The organism is Rhodanobacter sp. FW102-FHT14D06 (genome assembly GCF_043950705.1).
Lineage (GTDB): Bacteria > Pseudomonadota > Gammaproteobacteria > Xanthomonadales > Rhodanobacteraceae > Rhodanobacter.
In genome coordinates, this window is the sequence record NZ_CP170722.1 from 2,800,011 (window position 1) to 2,823,248 (window position 23,238).

The following is a 23,238-nucleotide window of genomic DNA, read 5'->3' on the forward strand; positions in this document are numbered from 1 at the left end:
GTGAGTTACCGGGGCGGATGCCCGGTGCCGGTGCCGCCGTCGCGGTCGTGCTGCTGGATTCGCTGCTGCCGCTGCTCGGGCGACAGCTGGCGCCATTCGCGTTTCAGCTGTTCGCGCTGCGCGGGGGGCAGGCTCTGGAAGCGCTCGAAGCTGCGGTGCACGCGCTGGCGTTCTGCCGGCGACATCTCGCGGAACCGGTGCTCGTTGGCGCGTGCCTGACGGCGTTGCTCCGGCGTCATCTGCTGCCAGTGGACGATGCGCTGGCGGATCTCCTCGCGGCGCTCGGGTGGCAGCGTGGTCCAGTACCGGGTGCGGTGCAGCAGGTGCGCCTGCTTGCGTGGAGACAGCTGATCCCATTCGTCCTTGAGCGGCGCCAGCATCTCGCGCTGGCTCGGTGCCAGGCCGTTCCACGGGGTGCGTGCAGGCGCGTCCGCGCTCGCCGGTGGCGGCGTGGGCGTTTGCGCGCACAGCGGCGTGGCCGCGACCCCGAGCAGGGCGGCAAGCAACAGCGACAGGAGGGAAGGCAGCGGTTTGTTCATGGGGTCAGCGTGAGGTCGGGTGCCGGTCGTTGGCGGCGAGCCAGGCGTAGAAATCGAGGTTCTGGTACAGGCCCGGATCGACCTGCTCGGCGTCGGGCGGCAGCTCGTTGTCCACGTCCTGCGGGGCGCTGCTGGCCGCCTGGTTCGCCGATGGCGCGCGCGTGTGCGGCAGCGGTTGCCACACCATCATTACCGCCAACGCCATGGCCGCCAGCGCGCCGGTGGGGATCAGCCAGCGCACCGCCTGACGCTGCGGTGCGGTTGACGGCTGCAGCGCTTCGCGACGGGCGGCGCGCAGCCGCGCGGTCGTGCTCGCGTCAAGATGGTGCGCGGCCTCGCGCCACAGCTTGTGCGCGCGCCGTTCGATTGGTTCGTGCTCGTGCTCGGGCGAGTTCATCGCCAATCCTCCAGTTGGTCGCGCAGCTGATGCATGGCGCGCGACAGATGGGTTTTCACGCTGCCTTCGCCGCAGCCCATGGCGCGTGCGGTCTCCGCCACGTCAAGCCCTTCCAGCATGCGCAGGATGAACGCCTCGCGCTGGCGCCTGGGCAAGCGCTGCACCGCCGCGGCCATGTCCGCGTACGACTGCGCGTCGTGCAGCCGGCCCAGCGGGTCCTTGCCCGGGTCGGCCGGCTCCCACACGGGCAGCTCGTCGCCGCCGTCGTCATGCCCGCCGCCGAGCCAGCCGACGACGATCGAGCGCACCTTGCGCCGGCGCTGCAGGTCCACGATGCGCCGACGCAGGATGCCCCAGAACAGCGGCGCCCATTCCGCGGCCGGCTTGTCGCGATAATGCCGTACCAGTCGCAGCATGGCGTCCTGCACCGCGTCCATGGCGTCCTCGCGATGGCGCAACTGCAGCTCGGCCATGCGGAACGCGCGGCGCTCCACGTCGGCCAGGAACGCATCCAGCGTGGCCGGCACCGCGCGCGCATCGCCCGGCTCGCCCGCGGCGAGCAGGTCGGCCTCGAGCATGCCGGCGGTGGCATTCACGGCCGACGCTCCGCTGCCATCGGTGATGTCATCGACGGGCTCCATCGGTGGTTCCTGCCTGTTCAACGCGGCAGGCCCGCCAGGGTTGACCGCCTGCGCGAGTCGCGCGGCACCGTGCGCCGATCGGCGGCCCGGCCTCGACGCACGCCGGGCTTCCCGTATGATGCAGGTTCGGATGCATCCTGGCGGGCGGCTCTCACGGGGGATGGGCTCATGATCGACGGTTTCCTGGCGCTGTACATCTTCATGCTGGCCGCCTTTACCGGCTATGAAATCATCGCGCGGGTGCCGGTAATCCTGCACACGCCGCTGATGTCCGGCTCCAACTTCGTGCACGGCATTGTGCTGGTCGGGGCGATGATTGCGCTAGGCCACGCGAACACGCCGTTCGAGATCACGATCGGCTTCATCGGCGTACTGCTTGGTGCGGGCAACGCCGCCGGCGGCTACGTGGTGACCGAGCGGATGCTGGAAATGTTCAAGTCCAGCAAGCCGGACGCCGGCAAGGGAGCCAAGTGATGAGCTGGCTGCCCACCGTCATCAAGGCCTGCTACTTCCTCGCCGCGCTGCTGTTCATCCTGGGCCTGAAACGCATGAGTTCGCCGCGCACCGCGCGTGGCGGCATCGTGTGGGCCGGTTACGGCATGGTGCTGGCGGTGCTGGCCACGTTCTTCCTGCCGGACATGCACAACCGCGGGCTGATCCTTGCCGCGGTGCTGATCGGCGTCAGCGCCGCGTGGTGGACCGGCCGCCGCGTGGCAATGACCGCGATGCCGCAGATGGTGGCGCTGTACAACGGCATGGGCGGCGGCGCGGCGGCGGCGATCGGCGCGGTCGAGCTGATCGGCTACGCGCGTTCGTCGGGACTGCTGCACGCGGTGCCGGATACCTCGCCGCTGCGGCCCGAAGCCTGGGCGGTGAACGGCCTGCCGCCGGCGCTGTCGCCGACCGAGCTGGCGCTGGGCGTGCTCGGTGCGCTGATCGGCGCGGTGAGCTTCTCCGGGTCGCTGGTCGCGTTCGCCAAGCTGCAGGGCTGGATGGACAAGCGCTTCGTGTTTCCCGGCCAGCGCGCGGTGAATCTGTTGTTGCTCGCCGCGGCGGTGGTGGTCGGCGTGCTGCTCGCCACCGGGCATGCCAGCCCGGCGCTGATCGCGGCGTTCTTCGCGCTGGCGCTCGCCTTCGGCCTGATGATGACGCTGCCGATCGGCGGCGCCGACATGCCGGTGGTGATCTCGCTGTACAACGCGTTCACCGGCCTGGCGGTGTCCTTCGAGGGTTTCGTGCTGGGCAACGAGGCGATGATCATTGCCGGCATGGTGGTCGGCGCGGCGGGTACCTTGCTGACCCAGTTGATGGCCAAGGCAATGAACCGCTCGATCGGCAACGTGCTGTTCGGCAGCTTCGGCGCGGCCGGCGGCGAGGCGCAGGCGATCGAGGGTGCGCAGAAGCCGATCGACGCCGCCGACGCGGCAGTGATGATGGCCTACGCCGAGCGCGTGGTGATCGTGCCCGGCTACGGCCTGGCGGTGGCGCAGGCGCAGCACAAGGTGTGGGAGTTCGCGCAACTCCTGATGAAGCGTGGCGTGAAGGTGAAGTTCGCGATCCACCCGGTCGCCGGTCGCATGCCCGGCCACATGAACGTGCTGCTGGCCGAGGCCGGCGTGCCATACGACCTGATCGCCGACATGGACGACATCAACCCGGAGTTCGCCACCACCGACGTGGCGCTGGTGATCGGCGCCAACGACGTGGTCAATCCGGTGGCCAAGACCGACCCGGCCTCGCCGATCTACGGCATGCCGATCCTGGACGTGGTGAACGCGAAGCAGGTGATCGTGATCAAGCGCGGCAAGGGCACCGGCTTCGCCGGCATCGAGAACGCGTTGTTCTACGCCGACAACACCCGCATGCTGTACGGCGACGGCCAGGCGGCGGTGGGCGAGCTGGTCAACGAGGTGAAGGCGATCGACGGCTGAGGCCGCCTCGCTGCATGCCGAAGCGGGCACGGCCCGCCGGCTCTTGCTTCGCGGAATGAAAGGCGGCGGGCGGTGCCCGCCCTAGGTGTTCTTCTCGGGTGGAGGTGGACGCCGTTGGCGGGAGGCCAGCCACCCGGCCAGCAGCATGGCCAGCAAGGTCCAGATGAAATCGGCGGGGGTCAGGCCCATGCGCGCCAGCTGCCACAGCATGCCGATGCCGGCGGTGCGCATCGCCTCGATCAGGTCCAGGCCCATACTGCCCGCGACCTTCACGCCGGCGATCAGCAGGTTGACGTAGATCGCCGACAACGCGGTGGCGCCGGCGGCCAGCAGCAGCGCGCCGATGCCGGGGCGATGCACGCCGGCGCGGATGACCCACGCCAGCATGACGCCGATCGGCACCACCAGCCAGGGCAGGGGATGGCGCGAGTACAGCGCCACCACCATCCACGCGGCGCCGGCGGCAAGCCCCAGCATGGCGGCGCTGAACAGCGCAAACAGCAGGGCCGGAACGCTGCGCGCCCTCATTGGTGGCGTCCCGCCAGGTGGGTGCAAGGCATCGCTTGATCCGTCGGCAAAGCGGCCATCATACCGTGCGCTGCGCGCCGGGACGGGCGGGCAAAACGTCGCCTCATCTCCCGCCGGGCTGATCTGGAACAAGCGGTCGCGCGCCGCGGGCGGCATAATGGGCACTTCGGTACGGCATGTGGCCGCACCTGTGGATACGGGAAAGTCGTTGGCATGAGTGGTTTCAGTCTGAGCAGCGAACCGGTCACCCTGGTGCGCGATTGCAGCGCCGTGATGGTGCCGCAGGGCGAGGTGGTGACGTTGCCCGCGGGCCAGATCGGCTACATAACCCAGGCCCTCGGCGGCAGTTTCACCGTCTACGTCGAGGGCAACCTGTTCCGCGTGGCCGGCGACGATGCCGATGCGCTGGGCAAGGATCGGCCGGTGCCGATCGAAGTGCCGCCGGACGCCACCGATGCCGACGTGGAGAAGCTTGCCTGGGACCAGTTGCGCACGGTGTTCGACCCGGAGATCCCGGTCAACGTGGTCGATCTCGGGCTGGTCTACGACCTGAGCATGGAGCACGGCGAATCCGGCGAACGCAAGGTCTACGTCAAGCTCACCCTCACCGCGCCCGGTTGCGGCATGGGCGACATCCTGGTGGACGACGCGCGCACCAAGCTGGAGATGATCCCCACCATCTCCGAGGCCGACGTGGACCTGGTGTTCGACCCGCCTTGGAACCACTCGATGATGTCCGACGAGGCGAAGCTGGAAACCGGCATGCTCTGACCGGCGCGAGGTCGGTGTCGGAAAATCTTGCGTCGCGCTGACGCGCAGGAACAGTTCGGTGCCGTCGCGCCCGCAGCGCTCGTCGATGGACTTTCGCGTTCGCGAAAGTGACCACGGACAAGCCATCCGAAAGCTTCCGAAGCATCCGCGACACTGCGACGTCGATGTCGCGCGCGCATCCGGCAGGACGTGACCGCGATCACCCGGCGTAGGAAAAAGTCGGATTGTCAGGCGGTATCGCAAGTAATAACGTCGCCGGGTCCACCATCTGGGAGGCTGGGGGATGATCCCGTGGCGACGCCTTTGTCGTCTTGCAGTTACGCGTCCATGTGCTGTCCCTGCAGGGAACCTCAGGGGGAAGGCAGCCACCGGCGGACGTAGTTCGGGATCGCCGGACCGCTGACGAATACCAACGCCGTGTCTCGCACGGAAATTCTTGCATGGGGCTTTGCGGCCGCATCGGGCGCGTTTGTCCCCAATTTTTCCAGGAGCTCATTACATGCCCTATCCATCCCGCCTGAAATTGCTGGTGGCCGCCATCGGCATGGCCACCGCCACGGCTGCCACCGCCGCCAACACGCAATCCCTGCGCGCACAGAACCTGGGCGCCGTACCCGTCGCCTCGCTCGCCACCCAGTTGAACCTGGGCCCGGGCATGACGCTGGCGCCGCACGGCGCCGTGGCGCTCGCCGGCCAGCACCGCGTGGTGCGCCAGCAGCAGATGTACCAGGGCGTGCCGGTGTACGGCCGCAGCATCGCCGTGGTGCAGGACGCCCAGGGCAATGCCTTGCGCGCCACCGGCGAGCTGATGCAGCAGGGCCAGCAGCAGATCTCGGTGCGCCCCCGGCTGAATGCCGCGCGCGCGATCGCGGCGCTGAAGGCGCACGCGCACACCGTGCTGGTCGCCGGTACGGCGATGGAGAACGCCCGCGCCGACCTGTTCGTGTATCCGCAGGAAGGTGCGGCGCCGCGACTGGTCTATCGTGTCTCGTACTTCGTCAACGGCGCCAACCCGACGCGCCCCACCGCCATCGTCGACGCCAACACCGGCGCGGTGATCAAGAGCTGGAACGGTCTCACCGACGCCTCGGCCAACGGCCCGGGCGGCAACCAGAAGACCGGCATGTACACCTACGGCACCGACTACGCGGCGCTCGACGTCACCCAGTCGGGCAGCACTTGCACGCTGCAGAACACCAACGTCAAGACCTACAACCTCAACCACGCCAGCAGCGGCGGTTCGGTGGTCAGCTTCACCTGCCCGACCAGCAACACCGACGCGATCAACGGCGCCTATTCGCCGGTCAACGACGCCCACCACTTCGGCGGCGTGGTGCACGACATGTACCAGTCCTATACCGGTGCGCCGCCGCTGAGCATCCAGCTGCTGATGAAGGTGCACTACCAGTCCAACTACGAGAACGCGTTCTGGGACGGTTCGGCGATGTACTTCGGCGACGGCGCCAGCACGTTCTATCCGCTGGTGTCGCTGGACGTGACCAGCCACGAGATCAGCCACGGCTACACCGAGCAGAACTCCGGCCTGGAGTACAGCGGCCAGTCCGGCGGCATGAACGAGGCGTATTCCGACATCGCCGGCGAGGCGGCTGAATACTTCGATCGCGGCTCGGCCGATTTCCTGGTCGGCGCGGACATCGTCAAGGCCAGCGCCGGCATCGGCGACGCGCTGCGCTACATGTGCAACCCGCCGCAGGACGGCGGCTCGATCGACAACGCGGCCGACTACACCTCCAGCCTCGACGTGCACTACTCCAGCGGCGTCTACAACAAGTCGTTCTGCCTGCTGGCCAAGACCACGGGCTGGGACGTGAAGAAGGCGTTCCAGGTCTACGCGCTGGCCAACAAGGTGTACTGGACGGCCACGTCCACGTTCAACTCCGGCGCCTGCGGCGTGGAGTCGGCCGCGACCGACCTGGGCTACGACAAGAATGCGGTGATCGCCGCGTTCAACGGCGTGGGCGTGGCTTGCCCGGGTACCGGCGGCGGTGGCGGTGGCGGCACCACCGAGCTGCAGAACAACGTCGGCGTCACCGGCGTGTCGGGTGCCGCCGGTGCCGACAACGACTATTTCATCACCGTGCCGACCGGCGCCAGCAACCTGGTGATGTCGATCTCCGGCGGCACCGGTGACGCCGACCTGTACACCAAGTTCGGCAGCGCGCCGACCACCAGCAGCTACGATTGCCGCCCGTACAAGAGCGGCAACTCGGAAAGCTGCAGCGTGGCCTCGCCCGCCGCCGGCAAGTACTACATCAAGGTGCACGGCTACTCGTCGTACTCGGGCGTCACCGTCAAGGCGTCCTACTCGACTGGTGGTGGTGGCACCGGCGGCCTGCAGAACGGCGTGCCGGTGACCGGCATCGCCGGCGCCCGGAGCTCCAAGACCTACTACACGGTGACCGTGCCGGCGGGCAGTGCGCTGACCATCGCCACCTCCGGCGGCAGCGGCGACGTGGATCTGTACGTCAAGCAGGGCTCCCAGCCCACCACCACCAGCTACGACTGCCGCCCGTACAAGGCCGGCAACAACGAGACCTGCTCGGGCAGCAACGAGTCGGGCACGTACTACATCATGCTCTACGGCTACAGCTCGTACTCGGGCGTGACGTTGAAGGCCAGCTGGTAACAAGCCCCCAGGCGGGCCAGGGATGGTCCGTCGTTGCAACCTCAAGGAGCAGCACCCGCAAGGCAGGCCCGGCCGACTCGCCGGGCCTGCCTTGTCCCGAGCCGGCATGCACGTCCGCACCGGCAATCTGCAGCGGCAAGCTGCATGGGCACGGCTATACTGCCCGCGCCGATGGCATGGTTCGTCCCCGGGACGGATGCTGCTCGGGGGGACTGCCGGATGATGTTCGAACATCTTGATTTCCACGTGTCGCCACTCGCGCCCCTGGCGCCGGGTGCGATCGCGTGCGACGAAGCCGCCGCCGGTCGTGGCCGGCGCACGATGGCCTGACGGATCATCGGGCATGAGTCTCGCTCAACGCACCGCATTGATACGCCAGGTTCGCCTGCCGTGGCCGGCGACGACACTGATGCTTGCCGCGTTGGCCGCCACGGGCGTCTCCGGCTGCCGTTCGCTGGGCGGCTACTCCTCGGTGGCGATCACCCCGACGACATCGGCCGCGCGGCCGGCACCCGTCGCGCCCGCGGTGCCGACGCCGACCCCGTCGCTCGCCTCGATCGTCGACCATCAACTGCAGCCCGGCCATTACGCCGAGGGCGAACAGGCACTGCGGCAATACGTGGAGCAGCATCCGCAGGATCGCGCCGCGCGCGGCCTGCTGCACCAGCTCACCGCCGACCCCGAGCGCTGGCTCGGCAGCCGTTCGCGGGCGCACGTGGTGCAGTCGGGCGAGTCGTACAGCACGCTGGCGGCGCGCTATCTGGGCGACGCCAACCTCTTTCTGATCCTCGCGCGCTACAACCACTCGACCAATCCGTCGCTGCTGCGCACCGGCCAGACGCTGCGCATCCCGTTGTCGGCGCGAGGCGCATCTCCGGCGGCGGGAGCGGCGGCGAGCAGCGCGGCGCCTGCCGGCCCGGCCGTCGCCGAATCGTCGGTGGCGAAGGCGCGCCGCTTGCAGGACGAGAGCGTGTCGCTGTTCGACCAGGGCCATGCGCAGCAGGCGCTTGCCCGCATGGACGAGGCGTTGCGCCTCGATCCGCGGCTGCAACCGGCCGGCGCCGAAGCTGCCAGTCTGCGCAGTCGCCTGCTGGACTCGTACCACGAGCAGGCCGTGGTGCTGTACCGCGACCAGCAACTGGACAAGGCCATCGCTCTGTGGAACCGCGTGCTGGCGATCGCCCCGAACTACGAGCCGGCCGTCGCCTACCGCGCGCGTGCGCTCGAGCTCAAGCAGCGGCTGAAACAATACTGATTCACGCCACCGCAGGAGCCCGCCCGCGGGCGATGCTCTTGTGCCGGCATTCGGCAAAAGAAAAGCATCGCCCGCGAGCGGGCTCCTACGGTGGTGCGGGCGGAACGGGCGTGACGGTGACCTCGGCCGCTACCGTCGACATGATGCGGGTCGGGCGGGTGACGTCCGCCTCGCCGGCTGGCGGCGAGGCTTCGGCGGTGCGGCGCCGGCGGGCCTGCAGGGTGCTGTTCATCAGGTTGAAGGTGGCGAACAGGCGGCCGAATTCGTCGCGCCGCACCAGGCGGATACGGTGGGCAAAGTCGCCGCGGGCCACGCGCAGCAGGGCGTCGCCGAGCAGGCCCAGCATCATCAGCGGGCGGCGGAACAACCAGTATGCCGCGCCGACCACGGCAGCCAGGGTCAGCGCCAGCACCAGCGCGATCACCCACAGCGTGGTCTTCTGTGCCGCGCGCAGTCCCGCATTGCTGATGCCCAGGCGCAGGCTGCCGATGGTCTTGGTCTGGTACTGGATCGGCACCTCGAACAGCAGCATGTCGCCTTGCCGCTCCGCAGCGGGCAGCTTGCCGCCGACCTCGGCCTGCTGCGTGCTGGCGATGACTTCGCCGCTGCGGTCGGCGATCGCCAGGTAGTGGATCTGCCGGTTGCGCGAGACATCGGTAACCAGCGCGCGGGTGGCGGCGTGGTCGCCGAGCAGCAGGTTCTCGGCCGATTCGCCGGCGATCATGCGGCCCATCGAACTGCCGAAATCCAGCGCCAGGCCGGTCACCGCGGCATGCTGCTTGGCGTAGATCGCGGCCAGCCCCAGCACCAGCACCAGGCTCAGGATCGCGCCGAGGCTGCTGGCCCAGCGCAGTCGCAGCGAGATGATGCGCTTGGCCAGCGGCTTTTCGCGTTCGCGTTCGTACTCGCGTGCGGCCAGGCGCAGGTCGTCGATGACTTCCGCGCCGCGCTGGTAGCGCGACTCGGCCGCGCTCGCCAGCAGCGTGCGCGCGATGCTGATCAGCATCGACGGCGTGGCCGGGTCGCGCGGGCGGATCGGCGGCAGCGGCGAGCGCAGTCGCTTGCGCATCAGCTGCTGCACATTGCCCGGCTCCGGCCACGGCAGCTTGCCGGTGAGCAGCCAGTACAGCACCACGCCCAGCGAGAACAGGTCGCTGCGCGCATCGCTGCGTTCGCCGCGCAGGCGCTCCGGCGCCATGTAGGCCGGCGTGCCGCCGACTTCCTTCGCTCGCCGCGGCGTGTCGCGGGGCGAGGCGCGGCGTTCGGCGATGCCGAAATCGCTGATCTTGGCGTAGCTCCAGCCGTCGAGCAGCATGATGTTCTCGGGCTTGATGTCGTGGTGCAGCACGCCGCGCGCATGCGCGTAGTCGAGCGCGGCGGCGAGCTGGCCGACCAGGTCGATGATCGCCGGCAGCGGCGGGAATCCCTCGCGGCTGACCTTGCCGGCCAGCGTCTCGCCCGGCAGTCGCTCCATAGCGATGTACGAACGGCCGTCGTCGGTCTCGCCGACGTCGAAGATGGTGACGATGTGCGGGTGGGTCAGGTGGCCGGCGGCGCGGGCCTCGACCAGGAACCGGCGTCGGTACGCGGGGTCGGCAGCGACCTCCTGGTGCAGGCACTTGATCGCGACATTGCGCTGGATCTCCGGGTCGAAACCGGCATAGACCACCGCCATCGCGCCTTCGCCGAGCACGCCCTCGACGCGATAGCGGCCGACCCTGGACGGCAGTGCGCGCGCGCTCACGGCGAACGCAGCCACCACCAAGCCACGGCACCGGCAACCAGCAACAGCGCCACGGCGCCGCCGATCCAGCGCCCGTACGAGTGCCTCGGCTGGCCGTGTTCGCGGGTGAGGAACACGAACTCCGCCTGACCGAGGCGGATGTGGTCGCCATGGCGCAAGGCCACTTCGTGGATGCGCCGGTCGTTGACGAAGGTGCCGTTGGTGGACAGCGTATTCATGATGATGCAGCGGCCATGCTGCTGGGTGATCCACGCATGGCAGCCGGACACGCTCAGGTCGTCGACGACGATGTCGTTGTCGAGCCGGCGGCCGATCGCCTGCCGGCCGGGGCGGATGACGAAGCGCCGCCCTTCGATGCCGGGGCTGCTGCCTTCCAGCACCGGCGTGCGCGTGCTGACTTCGCTGTCCCGCCCGTTCGCGGCATCGCTGGCGTATTGCCGCAAGGCCTCTGTCGAGAAGAAGCGGGTGCCTTGCGGCCCGGAAGATCGCTTGCCGGAATGGCGAGACGGTTCTTGCTTGCTGTCACTCATTGATTCCCCGGATGGCCCCTGCCTGTCGGCACTATAGCCAAGCCGCGGGTGCGGCAAGCGTGATCGCCACCTCAATGGCGTCCGGCCGGCCGGCCCGGCTGCCGGGGGATCAGGAGGGCTTCGCTTCCTCGAAGCGGTTCTCCGCGCGGTTCTTGCGCACCTTGGCCGGGTCCCACACGCGGCCGTTCATGGCGATGTAGACGCCATCGGGCAGGGTCTGCACCGCGGCCACCGCGCAGCCGATGTTGAACACCGCGTCGGAGCCCTGGAAGCGCGCCGGGTTCAGCGCGCCGGTCAGCACGATCACCTTGCCCTTGATGCTGGCCAGCTCGCGCGCGGTCTCGACCATGGTGTCGGTGCCGTGGGTGACCAGCACGTGGCGGTGCGGCTGCGCCTCGATCGTCGAGCGCACCAGCGCGCGGTCCTCGGCGCCCATGTGCAGGCTGTCCTTGCGCAGGATCGGGATCACGTCGAACTCGAACGCCACGCCGAGGTGGCCCAGGATCTCGCCGATCTGCGGCGCGCCGATCTTGTAATCCGACTTGTCGTCGAAATAGACCTTGTCGATGGTGCCGCCGGTGGTGACGATGGTCAGGTGCTGCATGTCGGTGCGCCAGGGAGGGAATCGGCCCATTTTAGCCCGCGCGCATGTTGAACGCTTGCCGCGGCATCTTGTTGCAGGAGCCCGCTGGCGGGCGATGCTCTTGTTTCGATGTAAGTCCGAAGCAGAAGCATCGCCCGCCAGCGGGTTCCTGCGGGAAAGGCCTGTCAGCTCAGCAGCAAGGCGGCGTTGTCCATGTCTGGCGCGATCAGCCGGTCGAGACCGCGCCCGACGAAGCGGTGCAGTGCCGCGGCGGGTCGCGGGTCGCCGCGTTGGCTCGACCAGCTTGCCTGCCGTGCCAGCAGCGCGGCGGCGGCGCAGCGCGCCAGGGTGAAGGCGAGGCCGCGCGCGCCGGCTTCCAGCGTGTCGCGCGCGGACGCGTGGTGGTCGAGCCAGCGCGCGGCGGCGTCCAGCGTCTGCCGGATCGCGCTGGCCGCGTGCATGTCGTCGTTGCCGTCCAGCCAGCGGCCGGTCGCATGGCGCAGGGCACCGAGGCTGTCGCCGGCCAGCGCGCGCAGGCTGTCCAGCGAAAGGACATTCGTGGTGCCTTCCCAGATCGCGTAGACCTGCGCGTCGCGCAGCAGCTGCGGCAAGCCGGTGTCCTCGATGTAGCCGGCGCCGCCGAAACATTCCAGCGTTTCGGAGCAGGCCTTCACCGCCAGCTTGCCTGTCCACAGCTTGGCCAGCGGCGTGAGCAGGCGCAGCACCGCGGCTTCCTCCGCGCTGACTGCGCCGTGCTCGACGCGGCCGAGCAGATGGGCGACCTCGAACGCCAGCGCGAACGCGGCCTCGAAATCCGCCTGCATGCCGGCCAGTGTCTGCGCGTGCAGCGGCTGCTCGATCAAGGGGCGGCCAAACGCCTGCCGGCGAGTGGCGAAATCCCGCGCCAGGCTGATCGCCCGCGCCATGCTGGCCACCGCGCAGATCGCGTTCCAGCTGCGCGTGATGTTGAGCATCGGCGCCACCTGGCGCACGCCGTGGGCAAGCTCGCCCAGCGGCCAGGCGGGCAGGCCGTCGAGATGGATTTCCGCGGTGGGCAGTTCCTGCGTGCCGAGCTTGTCCTTCAGCCGGTCGATGATCAGTTCGCTCTTGCGCCGCTCGCCGTCCATCGTCTCCACGTAGAACAGCGCCAGCGCGCCGGTGCCGCCGCCGGCGCCTTCCGGCCGCGCCAACGCCAGCGCTGCCTCGCCGACCACTGCCGAGCTGAACCACTTGCGGCCGTACAAGCGCCATTGGCCGTCTGCGTCCTGGCGCGCGATCGTCTCGGTATTGCCCACGTCGGAGCCGCCGGTGGTCTCGGTCATCCACTGGCCGCTGAGCCAGAACGTGGCCGGGTCGCGGCTGAGGAAATGCGGCAGCACGCGCGCGATCAGTTCGCGGTTGCCGGAGGCCTTGATCGCGGTGGCGGCGCCGTCGGTCATCGCCAGCGGGCAGGTGTAGAACTCGCTGGCGAGGTGATACAGGTAGACGCGGGCGAACTCTTCCAGCCGCGCATGCTCGCTGTCCGCATGGCCGGCGGCGAGCACCGCGTGTCGCGTCGTCATCGCCGCGCCTTCCTGCCACGCCGGCGTCAACTCAATGCGGTCCACCCGTTGTCCCCACGCATCCCACTGCGTCAGCACCGGTTTGCGCCGCGTCGTGGTACATGCGCGCTGCCACGCCATCTGCGCGTAGTCGCCCAGCGCGTCGAGGTCGGCGTCCAGCGCCGCGCGTCGCTCGGCCGGCAGCGCACGATCGAGCAGGGCCAGCAGAACGCGGTCGCTGCGATACGGGTGCGGCAGTTGCGGCGGATCCTGCAGGAAGGCCATGGCACGCTCCGTCCAGAGTCGAGGTGTCGAGTATAGGCATGCGGGCATTCGGCGCGTGGCGCTGGCATCATCGAAAGCCATTCCCCGGCGCAGGCGCCTTCCATGCGATTTTCCGAAGCGATGCATACGGTCACGCGCCATGGCGACGGCTGGCAGGCCACGGTCAGCGAGGACTGGCTGCAGGGGCGCAGCGCCTTCGGCGGCCTGCAGGCGGCGCTGGCCCTGCGTGCGATGCGCGAGTTGGTGCCGGCGGACATGCCGCTGCGCACCCTGCAGGTGACGTTCATCGCGCCGGTGCCGGCCGGCAGCGTGGCCATCCGCGCGCGGCTGCTGCGCGCCGGGCGCAGCGTGATCCAGGTCGAGGCCAGCCTGTGCGACGGCGAGCAGACGCTGTGCCGGCTGCTCGGCGTGTTCGGCAGCGCGCGCCCCTCGGCGCTGGATTTTCAGCCGGTGCAGTCACCCGTGGAAAATGCCACTGCGCCGGAACTGCGCTACGTCGAAGGCCGCATGCCCGCCTTCACCCAGCACTTCCGCGCGCGCTGGCTGCGCGGCGACCTGCCATTCAGCGGCGGCCACCAGCGTGACAGCGTGCTGCAGCTTTCCCTGCGCGACGACGGTCCGCCCAACGAAACCCACGTACTCGCCTTCGCCGATTTCATCCCGCCCATCGCTCTGTCGATGTTCGCCACGCCCACCCCCGGCAGCTCGCTCACCTGGATGCTCGAACTGCTGCGCGACCGCTACGACGACCTGGGCCTGGACGACTGGCGCGTGGACGCCGAATTGATCGCCGCCCACGACGGGTATACCAATCAGAGCGTGATGCTGTGGGGGCCGGATGGGAAGCCGGTGGCGTTGAGTCGGCAGAGTATGGTGGTGTTTGGGTGAGGGCGGGAGTGTTTGGTGCATGGTGTTCGAGTCGTAGGCATGCCGCTGAAAACATGGCGGGATTAGACGGCGGGATTAGGCTGCACCAAGCACAGCAAGTTGTTGATCTGTGTGGACCGGAGTCCTATCGTGTAGGGCGATGAGCAGGGAATAGGCTGCGGGGTTACACTTCATTTTGAAATCTACATAGCGTTAGCTGTCTATGAAGATCGTCGTAATTCTGCTGCTCGTATTCGCTGGCTGCGCGTCGGGCACAGAGCTGGTGCCCATCGTTGCGCCGGCCATTCGCGCTCCCGCGGATGCATGCTGGTCGACATCTGGCGTTTGTGCTGCAACGGTCGCGTTCACCGTGCTGCCTGACGGCAACGTTTCTAACGTATCAATCAAGGAGTCTTCTCGCGATCGCGCTTGCGACTTGGCCGTAAAGCATGGTGTGGCCGAGTGGCATTACGCCCCGCGCATATCGCCAATCAAAGTCATCAAGCAGGTGCGGGGCTACACTTGTCCTGCCCACTAATCGACCGCTAACCACTCGTTCAAGGCGGACGGCTGCGCCGCCGCTCAACTCGAGCGTTAGGTGCCCAAGGTGAAACTCCGCACTTTGACAAAGGTTTTCACCTTCCTTGTAGGCGCGTGCATCGCCTTGCTCGGAGTGGCTTGGATCTTCATAGCCGCATCGGGTGCGGTCAAAACCGGTCCAGTCGCAGGCTATGTTGCTGGTGCTGGGTTCTTGCTGGTAGCAGCGCCACTTCTGGCATTTCCATTTTCTACTCGCGTCGCCAAGTCTTTGCTTGTTCTTGCCATGTTTGTTCTTGCGTTCGGCATGCTTTGGCTCGCATTTCAGCCTAACTCGCCTGCCAGTCATCCAGCGCTTGTCCAAGTGGCTGCTATCGCATTTGCTGTAATATTGCTCGCACGTGTTGTGCTGGTTCTGCGCCGTAAACGTTCCGCGTTGGGCGCCTAACCAGTCCGTAAGAGACTTCCGGTCAACCCCGGGCGCATGATGCTTTCGCCCTGGGCTTTCGGGCTGCTGCCGGTCATCGTGTTGTCCTGTTTGCTGCGTACTGCGTGTCAGTGCTTCATGGGTACAACGAATGTCAGGCTGCATTTCCGTAATCGGTCTTGTTGAGTCGATGCCGCCGACTCGGACCTTTGTATAAACCGCACCCGAAGACCTCGTTCGTTCATCGGACTGTCCGGTGCCCAGGGATCAGTCGGCACACCGTTTGGACGTCCATCTAGTTAGTCAGGTTCTCTCCGGGGTGGTCTGACCTGTTGTCTACCGTGTCGCGCTGACGTTGAATCGAAACTCGGTTTTACGCCGCCTGCACCGTGTGAGTTTGCTGGTGCATCGGATGCTGCAGGCAGGCACAGGGGTCGTAGTCGACGTCGTGCGCCAGCATCGCCCAGATCTGCCGGGCATGTTTGTTCGCGATGGCCACGATCACCTTGCCGAAAGGCATGCGTCCATCCAGGGTACGTATCCACAACTGTTCGGGCGTGGCCTTCTCGGTGGCCACGGCCTTCGCGCGCTGCAGACTGCTGCGGGCGCCCTGGATCAGCAACGTGCGCAGGTACGCATCCCCACGACAGCTGATCTCACCCAGCCGCGCATGCCCGCCGCTGGAGTGTTGGGTGGGCACCAGCCCCAGCCATGCCGCCATCTGCCGGCCGTGTTTGAACTCGCGCGCGTTGCCGACCGTGGCCACCGCCGCATCGGCGGTGATCGCGCCGACCCCGATGACCGCGCGCAGCCGCACACACTGCTCGTCATCGCGCGCGTGTATCTCGATGCGTGCATCGCACGCGTCGAGGTGCAGGCGCAACTGCTTCCAGTGCTCCGCCAGGTCACGCAACAGTTCCTTGAGCTCAGCCGGCAATCCGAGCTGCCCATCGAGGTCAGCCAGCTGGCGACGCAGCGCCAGATCGCTCTGCGCCACGACCACACCGAACTCGGCCAGCAGGCCGCGAATACGGTTGCCGATCGCCAGCGACTCGACCTTGTAGCCCTCGCGGACTCGATGCCATGACAACCGCACCTGCTGATCGATCGACTTGACCGGCACGAAACGCATGTTGCCCTGGCGGGCGGCTGTGGCGATCGCCTCGGCATCGGCCCGGTCGTTCTTGGTTCGGCGACCCTTGCGGAACGGCGTGACGAACTGGGCGGCGATGATCCGCGGCTGCAGACCGTACTCCAGGCAGCGCCGCGCCCAGTGGTGCGCCCCGCTGCACGCCTCCATCGCCACCACCGTGCCGGCCGGCAACTGCGCCAGCCACAGGCCAAACGGCTCGCGCCGTAGGTCCTGCCGCCGCAGCACATGGCCAGCGCCATCCATCTCACACGCTGAAAACAGGACTTTCGCCAAATCCACGCCGATGGTTATAGTGCTCATGGAGACTTCCTCTTCTGCTGACGGTTGTGTCGCAACACCATCATGGCCCTCGAGGCCGAAAGGGGAGGAAGTCTCTTTTTACTCGTTCAAGGCGGACGGCTTTGCCGCCGCTTAACTCTAGCGTTAGGAGGTCGACCCATGAAGGCTGCGAAAATCGAGTCGACCCCTTCTGGTAAATTCTGGACGACCACGAAGAACACTTCGTTGTCTCAGCGCGAAACCCTCGAGAAAACTTTGGCTACTCTCGCCGCGCTCGTCGGGGCAAAGGTGGTCTACAAGCAAATGGATTCGCGCTACGGCATTTTTTATGAAGTTCAAGCACCGGGGTTCTCAGGCTTTCAAAGCGCCACGAACACCATCTACGAGCTCTCGCAGCACCTTGCGAAAAGCTCCTAACCAATCATTCGAGGCGGACGGCTTCGCCGCCGCTCAATTCGAGCGTTAGTCGGTAGCTCGTGGTGGTTTGTCGTATCGTGTGTTTCGCCCAGCTTCGCGCTGGCTTGTCGTCCGTCGCCGCAGCAACTTTTCGCGCGACGGCGTCGCAAGCCTCAGCTTTCAGAGCTGGTCGTTTTGGGGTAGTCGGTTGTTCAAGCTGTGCGCTCGTCGTGGCAGTCGCTGTCGCCCAAGCAAACTGCGTCGCAACCGTCTAACTCCTCGTCCAAGCGGACGGCTGCGCCGCCGCTTAACTCAGGCGTTAGGTGCCACAAGAAATGATCTCGCACTCCGACCTTGTCGAGTCTATCTTTGGTTACTGGCCAAACTTTGCAGATGGCCATATCGAACTGTTCTCGTTCGAGCACCCAGGCATCATCAAGTTGCGAATTTCCTACATTGACGCTGAACTCGCCAAGGCGGCTAAGATTAGCCTTCAGTTCACTGGCGTGCATAACATTGCACTTTCCGAAATGTTCGATGGGAACTACCTTGACGTACTGAGCATCTCTGGTGAGTCTCCGCTCCTAGTGGAGCTCGAGGCTTGCTCGGGTCTTCAGGGTACTTTTGCATGTGCATCAGCGGAGGTTACCGCGGTGGCACCTAACCCATCGTTCGAGGCGGACGGCGCCGCCGCCGCTCAACTCAAGCGTTAGGTTCCCAAGTGAAACTCCGCGCATTCGCAAAAATTCTTTCGTTCCTGGCAGGCTTGTGTCTTGCCGCCGTCGGCGTGGCGTGGCTTTTTATTGCATCATCTGGCGCGGTTAAAGCCAGTCCCTTCGCTGGCTACCTTGTCGGCGCTGGGTTCCTGTCGGTTGCCGCGCCATTGCTGGCGTTCCCTTTTTCCATTCGTGTCGCCAAGGCTTTGGTTGCTTTGGTCATGGTCGGTCTTGCGGTCGGCATGCTTTGGCTCGCGTTCCGGCCCGACTCGCCTTCAAGTCATCCGTCGCTAGTTCAAGCCGCCGCAATTGCGTTTGCTGTAACGTTGTTCGCACGTATTGGGCTGGCACTTCGCCGCAAGCGTTCGGCGTTGGGCACCTAACCACTCGTCCAAGCGGACGTGCGAAAAGCCGCACGCCGCTTAACTCCAGCGTTATGTTTCAAACCAGGCACGAAGGGAACCCAATGAAAAAGGCCGCGATCTCAGTTGTCATGCTTGCGTGTTTGTCAGGTTGCGTCGCGCTTACGCCGCAGCGGCAAGTTAGCCTTACGAATACGTTTAACCCGCAGGAGGTTGCGTGGTTCAATTCAACTGGCACCGGTTCAATTACCGGTCAAGCATTCTTCCAAACGCGTGGTGGTCAGCCGCGCACCTGTGCCGGTCTTGAGGTTGCGCTCCAACCGCATTCAACTTATGGCGACGAGCGTTTACGGGCGATCTACGGCAGCACGGATACAGGGTACGCACCAGCCCTAGCTACTCGGGTTCAGTTCAACCCAGATAGCTCCGCGTACCTACAGACGCTCAAAAAATCTACTTGCGACGCACAGGGCAATTTCAGCTTTACTGGGCTTCCAGCCGGTAATTACGTCATCGTCTCGGTTCTCGCTTGGACGATTCCCGGGCAAGAGTTTGCACCACCGCAAGGCGGCGCTCTCATGAAGAGCGTCACCCTCAAGGACGGCGAGAATACGCGCATCATCCTTACGCACTGAAACATAACAATTCGTCCAAGCGGACGCGCGAAAAGCCGCGCGCCGCTTAACTCCAGCGTTAGGCCGCCCTTGGAATTCGATGTTCCTCACGTACACGCAAATGGACAAAGCCGGCACACGGAGGATGCATCGCTTCGGGTTGCCTCTGTACGCTTTCACCCTATTCGTTTGCTTGGTCACGTCCAGTCGTGGCGCTTTCTGGTTCTTTGGTGCTGTGACCGCTGTCGGCCTCGTTTACACGTTCGCGTACAGCAAGCTTTACGTTCATTTTATGCGCCATCCCGAGCTACCCGGTAAAAAATTTATTGCCAGCCTCGTGCTCCTTGAAATTTCCATCGGCTTGTTGTTGGCTGCAGTGGCGGCCTAACATCTCATTCGAGGCGGACGGCTGCGCCGCCGCTCAACTCCAGCGTTAGGCCAATGAAAAATACTTACACGCCTTCAGGCTACTCGCAAACGAGCGACGAATTTGCGGCGCTTATGGTTGATGCCCCCGAATTTGAAATGAATGGCATGTCTCTGGCCGAAGCATTCGGCTTGGTACGGGGCGGAATCGACACAGTCATTTCAAAGTCCAAATCTGCACAAGCAACCGCATTGCTTGTCACCTGCAAGAGTGAACTTGACGTAATTCAGAGCATTTTCGCTTCGAATGCAGAGGTGCGTGACGTAAACGTTCGCAAGGAAACTCGGAAACGGCTGCAAAGGCTCTATTACGACGTTTACTTGGCAGCCGGGCCTCTCCTCAAGTCCGTTCGGCACGCTGACGAAATTGGCCCCGATGACGATGTCTAGGAAGGGCTCTAGCCGTGGCAAAGCGCTCGGGCAGCGCGTAATGTCCTAACTATTCCGTAAGAGACTTCCGGTCAACCCCGGGCGCATGATGCTTTCGCCCTGGGCTTTCGGGCTGCTGCCGGTCATCGTGTTGTCCTGTTTGCTGCGTACTGCGTGTCAGTGCTTCATGGGTACAACGAATGTCAGGCTGCATTTCCGTAATCGGTCTTGTTGAGTCGATGCCGCCGACTCGGACCTTTGTATAAACCGCACCCGAAGACCTCGTTCGTTCATCGGACTGTCCGGTGCCCAGGGATCAGTCGGCACACCGTTTGGACGTCCATCTAGTTAGTCAGGTTCTCTCCGGGGTGGTCTGACCTGTTGTCTACCGTGTCGCGCTGACGTTGAATCGAAACTCGGTTTTACGCCGCCTGCACCGTGTGAGTTTGCTGGTGCATCGGATGCTGCAGGCAGGCACAGGGGTCGTAGTCGACGTCGTGCGCCAGCATCGCCCAGATCTGCCGGGCATGTTTGTTCGCGATGGCCACGATCACCTTGCCGAAAGGCATGCGTCCATCCAGGGTACGTATCCACAACTGTTCGGGCGTGGCCTTCTCGGTGGCCACGGCCTTCGCGCGCTGCAGACTGCTGCGGGCGCCCTGGATCAGCAACGTGCGCAGGTACGCATCCCCACGACAGCTGATCTCACCCAGCCGCGCATGCCCGCCGCTGGAGTGTTGGGTGGGCACCAGCCCCAGCCATGCCGCCATCTGCCGGCCGTGTTTGAACTCGCGCGCGTTGCCGACCGTGGCCACCGCCGCATCGGCGGTGATCGCGCCGACCCCGATGACCGCGCGCAGCCGCACACACTGCTCGTCATCGCGCGCGTGTATCTCGATGCGTGCATCGCACGCGTCGAGGTGCAGGCGCAACTGCTTCCAGTGCTCCGCCAGGTCACGCAACAGTTCCTTGAGCTCAGCCGGCAATCCGAGCTGCCCATCGAGGTCAGCCAGCTGGCGACGCAGCGCCAGATCGCTCTGCGCCACGACCACACCGAACTCGGCCAGCAGGCCGCGAATACGGTTGCCGATCGCCAGCGACTCGACCTTGTAGCCCTCGCGGACTCGATGCCATGACAACCGCACCTGCTGATCGATCGACTTGACCGGCACGAAACGCATGTTGCCCTGGCGGGCGGCTGTGGCGATCGCCTCGGCATCGGCCCGGTCGTTCTTGGTTCGGCGACCCTTGCGGAACGGCGTGACGAACTGGGCGGCGATGATCCGCGGCTGCAGACCGTACTCCAGGCAGCGCCGCGCCCAGTGGTGCGCCCCGCTGCACGCCTCCATCGCCACCACCGTGCCGGCCGGCAACTGCGCCAGCCACAGGCCAAACGGCTCGCGCCGTAGGTCCTGCCGCCGCAGCACATGGCCAGCGCCATCCATCTCACACGCTGAAAACAGGACTTTCGCCAAATCCACGCCGATGGTTATAGTGCTCATGGAGACTTCCTCTTCTGCTGACGGTTGTGTCGCAACACCATCATGGCCCTCGAGGCCGAAAGGGGAGGAAGTCTCTTTTTACTCATTCAAGGGGAACCAAAATCGTTCCGATTTTGCTCCCCTTAACTCAGGCGTTAGGCCTCATGGAAAAGCTTGCGCTCTCCAACATAGAGGACAGTGTCTTGGCTATGGCTGAGGATGCGTTCATCCACTTCAAAACAGCACGTCCAGTGCTGGGTACCTATTATGAGCGTAACGTTAGTTTCCAGGAGCTGTCGTCTATCGTCGGACGCTTGTCCGCCCTCGGGCTCATCCGCTGGCGTATCACACAACGCAGCACAATTCATTTCTGTAAGCGTGCGCCGGTCAGCTCTCAGCACAACTGCACGGCGGCGTTCACGGCCACGGCCAAAGGCAAGGCGTACCTCGCTCAGCCTCGGTGCGCGGCCTAACCACTCGTTCGAGGCGGACGGCTCCGCCGCCGCTCAACTCAAGCGTTAGTCGGCGGAGCGTTTCATTTGCTTCACAGGGTTGTTGGCGGCCGCGTTACGTTCACGGCCTTCCTCACCATCAAAGCCGCTTTGGCTGCTCCCAATGCAATCGTGTTGTGTTCCATCTTCGGGTAGCCTGCGCTCATGGCCTCATGGCTTCGTTCAATTCCGCGGCAACGCCAGCTTCCGCCGTCTAACACGGCGGTCAAGCGGACGGCGTACCGCCGCCGCTTACCTCTGCGTTAGGGGTCAGAAACAGGATGTTGGCTCTCGAAAGTTCTTTTTGGTCCGAGCTTCGGCATGCCTATGGAGCCGCGACGAATATTCCGGCGTTGTTGAGTCAACTCACGAGTTACCCGGACGAGGCTTCCTACCAAGACGAACCTTGGTTCACGTTGTGGAGTTCGCTCTGCCATCAAGGCGATATCTACTCTGCATCTTTCGCGGCAGTTCCCCACATTGTCCACGCGCTAGCTGCTAATGCCTCCCGCGCATCTGTCAGCTACTTCCTATTGCCGGCGAGCATCGAGGTGGCACGTGCCTCAGCCAACGCGGTCGTTCCCCCATCGTTGTCCGTCGCGTACTTTGCAGCGCTCGCCCAACTCCCCGCGCTTGCAGGGGCTGCCGCGCGGCCCGGGTGGGACGACTCGCTGTGTACTTCGGCTCTCGCGGCAACCGCCGCTGCCACTGGCAACCATCAAACTGCACGGCTACTGTTGGAGACGGAGCAGAGCGATATTCCTGAGGTCATTAATTGGCTGCAGTCGCGCTGACTCCTAACCACTCGTCCAAGCGGACGCGCGAAAAGCCGCGCGCCGCTTAACTCAAGCGTTAGGCCATCTATGTCCGAGTGGTCACGAATTGCGTATCGACAGTTCTGGGACGTGCCTCGCGCAGTGATTGCCCAGCGCGGAGGAGATCTATATTTCTTTGATTCTCGCTTCGACGACGACCTGGATGACTACCTCGACCACTACGAGGTATGGCGCCTACCATCACTGTCCGACGAGCAACTAGCTGGCTCTTGGGTCGGGTTAGAAAAGCTCGCACTGGAAAGGCTTTCCGACATTGGGCTGCGGGACTAGCCCTTTGAGGTCTCAAACCGCAACACCCACGACGCTGATGCTGGTCGTTCAAAGTGATAATAAGGGGTCAGGTTCATTATTTTCATCTGGAAAATTAGCCCGACCCCTTGGCTGCCCTTCTTTCCCGGTCGCGGGCTTGGCTGAGCTACCATCCGCGCGCATGGACATCCGGCTCGACGATCTCACCGCATCCCCCGTCATCGACCTGCTGCGCGAGCACCTGCAGGGCGTGGCGTTGCACTCGCCGCCGGAGAGCATCCATGCGCTCGACGTCGACGCATTGCGTCGGCCGGAAATCAGCTTCTGGACGGCGTGGGAGGAGAGCGAACTGCTGGGTTGCGGTGCGCTGAAGCAGCTCGATGCGCAGCAGGCGGAGGTCAAGTCGATGCGCACCGCCGCACGCCATCTGCGCAAGGGCGTCGCCGCGGCGCTGCTGCGGCACATCATCGACGAGGCGCGGCGACGCGGCTGCCGTCGACTGTGCCTGGAAACCGGATCAGCCGCGGCGTTCGCGCCGGCCCATCGCCTGTACGCCAGCTTCGGCTTCGTCCGCTGCGAAGCGTTTGCGGATTACGTCGCCGATCCATACAGCGTGTTCATGAGTCGCGAGCTGTAGTGGTCG

26 protein-coding genes are annotated in these 23,238 nt (G+C 65.4%); 16 read left to right on the forward strand and 10 right to left on the reverse strand.

Going from position 1 to position 23,238, the window contains the following annotated elements:
* Positions 1-5: 5 nt before the first annotated feature.
* From ACFCQI_RS12530 to ACFCQI_RS12540, 3 genes are read right to left on the reverse strand one after another with little or no spacing between them, the layout of a single operon-like run.
* Positions 6-539 carry a DUF3106 domain-containing protein gene (locus ACFCQI_RS12530; protein WP_395117172.1) on the reverse strand — a complete coding sequence of 178 codons (534 nt, stop codon included), beginning with the start codon at positions 537-539 and terminating at the stop codon, positions 6-8.
* A 4-nt stretch (positions 540-543) separates the two neighbouring features.
* Entirely contained in the window at positions 544-936 is a 393-nt protein-coding gene (locus tag ACFCQI_RS12535; protein ID WP_395117174.1) for a hypothetical protein, read from the reverse strand.
* Positions 933-1,577 carry an RNA polymerase sigma factor gene (locus ACFCQI_RS12540; protein WP_395117176.1) on the reverse strand — a complete coding sequence of 215 codons (645 nt, stop codon included), beginning with the start codon at positions 1,575-1,577 and terminating at the stop codon, positions 933-935. The genes ACFCQI_RS12535 and ACFCQI_RS12540 overlap by 4 nt, the downstream gene beginning before the upstream one ends.
* Positions 1,578-1,745: 168 nt before the next feature.
* Between ACFCQI_RS12540 and ACFCQI_RS12545 the strand changes: the two genes are divergently transcribed.
* Positions 1,746-2,051, forward strand: a complete 306-nt coding sequence (locus tag ACFCQI_RS12545) for an NAD(P) transhydrogenase subunit alpha (RefSeq protein ID WP_395117178.1) — start codon at positions 1,746-1,748, stop codon at positions 2,049-2,051.
* The gene (locus ACFCQI_RS12550) at positions 2,051-3,508 is read left to right on the forward strand and encodes an NAD(P)(+) transhydrogenase (Re/Si-specific) subunit beta (RefSeq protein WP_395117180.1); all 1,458 of its coding nucleotides are present in this window, start codon (positions 2,051-2,053) and stop codon (positions 3,506-3,508) included. The genes ACFCQI_RS12545 and ACFCQI_RS12550 overlap by 1 nt, the downstream gene beginning before the upstream one ends.
* Positions 3,509-3,589: 81 nt before the next feature.
* Here ACFCQI_RS12550 and ACFCQI_RS12555 read toward each other — a convergent pair whose 3' ends face one another.
* Positions 3,590-4,036 (reverse strand): hypothetical protein, encoded by a 447-nt coding sequence (locus ACFCQI_RS12555; RefSeq protein WP_395117182.1) that lies wholly within the window; start codon positions 4,034-4,036, stop codon positions 3,590-3,592.
* A gap of 213 nt (positions 4,037-4,249) precedes the next feature.
* Between ACFCQI_RS12555 and sufT the strand changes: the two genes are divergently transcribed.
* The 3 genes from sufT to ACFCQI_RS12570 all read left to right on the forward strand — a co-directional run bounded on the left by sufT (position 4,250) and on the right by ACFCQI_RS12570 (position 8,709).
* Complete coding sequence (sufT, locus tag ACFCQI_RS12560; RefSeq protein WP_395117184.1) at positions 4,250-4,807, forward strand: putative Fe-S cluster assembly protein SufT; 558 nt, start codon at positions 4,250-4,252, stop codon at positions 4,805-4,807.
* Positions 4,808-5,306: 499 nt separating this feature from the next.
* Complete coding sequence (locus ACFCQI_RS12565; protein ID WP_395117186.1) at positions 5,307-7,454, forward strand: M4 family metallopeptidase; 2,148 nt, start codon at positions 5,307-5,309, stop codon at positions 7,452-7,454.
* Positions 7,455-7,797: 343 nt separating this feature from the next.
* Positions 7,798-8,709, forward strand: coding sequence for a LysM peptidoglycan-binding domain-containing protein (locus ACFCQI_RS12570; protein ID WP_395117188.1), 912 nt, complete (start codon positions 7,798-7,800; stop codon positions 8,707-8,709).
* Positions 8,710-8,794: 85 nt separating this feature from the next.
* On the opposite strand, the gene ACFCQI_RS12575 is transcribed toward ACFCQI_RS12570, so the two are convergent.
* The 4 genes from ACFCQI_RS12575 to ACFCQI_RS12590 all read right to left on the reverse strand — a co-directional run bounded on the left by ACFCQI_RS12575 (position 8,795) and on the right by ACFCQI_RS12590 (position 13,392).
* The gene (locus ACFCQI_RS12575) at positions 8,795-10,453 is read right to left on the reverse strand and encodes a protein kinase (protein ID WP_395117190.1); all 1,659 of its coding nucleotides are present in this window, start codon (positions 10,451-10,453) and stop codon (positions 8,795-8,797) included.
* On the reverse strand, positions 10,450-10,983 hold the full coding sequence (locus tag ACFCQI_RS12580) for an FHA domain-containing protein (RefSeq protein ID WP_395117192.1): 534 nt from the start codon (positions 10,981-10,983) through the stop codon (positions 10,450-10,452). The genes ACFCQI_RS12575 and ACFCQI_RS12580 overlap by 4 nt, the downstream gene beginning before the upstream one ends.
* Positions 10,984-11,092: 109 nt before the next feature.
* Complete coding sequence (locus ACFCQI_RS12585; RefSeq protein ID WP_395117194.1) at positions 11,093-11,587, reverse strand: asparaginase domain-containing protein; 495 nt, start codon at positions 11,585-11,587, stop codon at positions 11,093-11,095.
* A gap of 164 nt (positions 11,588-11,751) precedes the next feature.
* Complete coding sequence (locus ACFCQI_RS12590) at positions 11,752-13,392, reverse strand: acyl-CoA dehydrogenase family protein (protein WP_395117196.1); 1,641 nt, start codon at positions 13,390-13,392, stop codon at positions 11,752-11,754.
* Between the two features lie 102 nt (positions 13,393-13,494).
* On the opposite strand from ACFCQI_RS12590, the gene ACFCQI_RS12595 reads away from it, so the two are divergent.
* The 3 genes from ACFCQI_RS12595 (at position 13,495) to ACFCQI_RS12605 (ending at position 15,244) form a co-directional block, all read left to right on the forward strand.
* A complete protein-coding gene (locus ACFCQI_RS12595) occupies positions 13,495-14,280 on the forward strand; it encodes an acyl-CoA thioesterase (RefSeq protein ID WP_395117198.1) in 786 nt (261 codons plus the stop codon).
* Between the two features lie 202 nt (positions 14,281-14,482).
* Positions 14,483-14,797: a TonB family protein gene (locus ACFCQI_RS12600; protein WP_395117200.1), complete on the forward strand. Its 315-nt coding sequence runs from the start codon at positions 14,483-14,485 to the stop codon at positions 14,795-14,797.
* A 69-nt stretch (positions 14,798-14,866) separates the two neighbouring features.
* Positions 14,867-15,244 carry a hypothetical protein gene (locus ACFCQI_RS12605; protein ID WP_395117202.1) on the forward strand — a complete coding sequence of 126 codons (378 nt, stop codon included), beginning with the start codon at positions 14,867-14,869 and terminating at the stop codon, positions 15,242-15,244.
* A 352-nt stretch (positions 15,245-15,596) separates the two neighbouring features.
* Here ACFCQI_RS12605 and ACFCQI_RS12610 read toward each other — a convergent pair whose 3' ends face one another.
* Complete coding sequence (locus ACFCQI_RS12610) at positions 15,597-16,676, reverse strand: IS110 family transposase (protein ID WP_395117203.1); 1,080 nt, start codon at positions 16,674-16,676, stop codon at positions 15,597-15,599.
* A 138-nt stretch (positions 16,677-16,814) separates the two neighbouring features.
* On the opposite strand from ACFCQI_RS12610, the gene ACFCQI_RS12615 reads away from it, so the two are divergent.
* The 6 genes from ACFCQI_RS12615 to ACFCQI_RS12640 all read left to right on the forward strand — a co-directional run bounded on the left by ACFCQI_RS12615 (position 16,815) and on the right by ACFCQI_RS12640 (position 19,559).
* Complete coding sequence (locus tag ACFCQI_RS12615; RefSeq protein ID WP_395117205.1) at positions 16,815-17,072, forward strand: hypothetical protein; 258 nt, start codon at positions 16,815-16,817, stop codon at positions 17,070-17,072.
* A 314-nt stretch (positions 17,073-17,386) separates the two neighbouring features.
* Positions 17,387-17,764 (forward strand): Imm50 family immunity protein, encoded by a 378-nt coding sequence (locus tag ACFCQI_RS12620; protein WP_395117207.1) that lies wholly within the window; start codon positions 17,387-17,389, stop codon positions 17,762-17,764.
* Positions 17,765-17,772: 8 nt separating this feature from the next.
* Complete coding sequence (locus ACFCQI_RS12625; protein WP_395117209.1) at positions 17,773-18,150, forward strand: hypothetical protein; 378 nt, start codon at positions 17,773-17,775, stop codon at positions 18,148-18,150.
* Positions 18,151-18,233: 83 nt separating this feature from the next.
* Positions 18,234-18,764: a hypothetical protein gene (locus ACFCQI_RS12630; protein WP_395117211.1), complete on the forward strand. Its 531-nt coding sequence runs from the start codon at positions 18,234-18,236 to the stop codon at positions 18,762-18,764.
* A gap of 79 nt (positions 18,765-18,843) precedes the next feature.
* Positions 18,844-19,131, forward strand: a complete 288-nt coding sequence (locus tag ACFCQI_RS12635; RefSeq protein ID WP_395117213.1) for a hypothetical protein — start codon at positions 18,844-18,846, stop codon at positions 19,129-19,131.
* Between the two features lie 53 nt (positions 19,132-19,184).
* Positions 19,185-19,559, forward strand: a complete 375-nt coding sequence (locus ACFCQI_RS12640) for a hypothetical protein (RefSeq protein WP_395117215.1) — start codon at positions 19,185-19,187, stop codon at positions 19,557-19,559.
* Between the two features lie 401 nt (positions 19,560-19,960).
* Here ACFCQI_RS12640 and ACFCQI_RS12645 read toward each other — a convergent pair whose 3' ends face one another.
* Entirely contained in the window at positions 19,961-21,040 is a 1,080-nt protein-coding gene (locus ACFCQI_RS12645; RefSeq protein WP_395117203.1) for an IS110 family transposase, read from the reverse strand.
* A 143-nt stretch (positions 21,041-21,183) separates the two neighbouring features.
* On the opposite strand from ACFCQI_RS12645, the gene ACFCQI_RS12650 reads away from it, so the two are divergent.
* Positions 21,184-21,492 carry a hypothetical protein gene (locus ACFCQI_RS12650; protein WP_395117216.1) on the forward strand — a complete coding sequence of 103 codons (309 nt, stop codon included), beginning with the start codon at positions 21,184-21,186 and terminating at the stop codon, positions 21,490-21,492.
* A gap of 1,284 nt (positions 21,493-22,776) precedes the next feature.
* Entirely contained in the window at positions 22,777-23,232 is a 456-nt protein-coding gene (locus tag ACFCQI_RS12655) for a GNAT family N-acetyltransferase (RefSeq protein WP_395117218.1), read from the forward strand.
* Positions 23,233-23,238 lie beyond the last annotated feature (6 nt).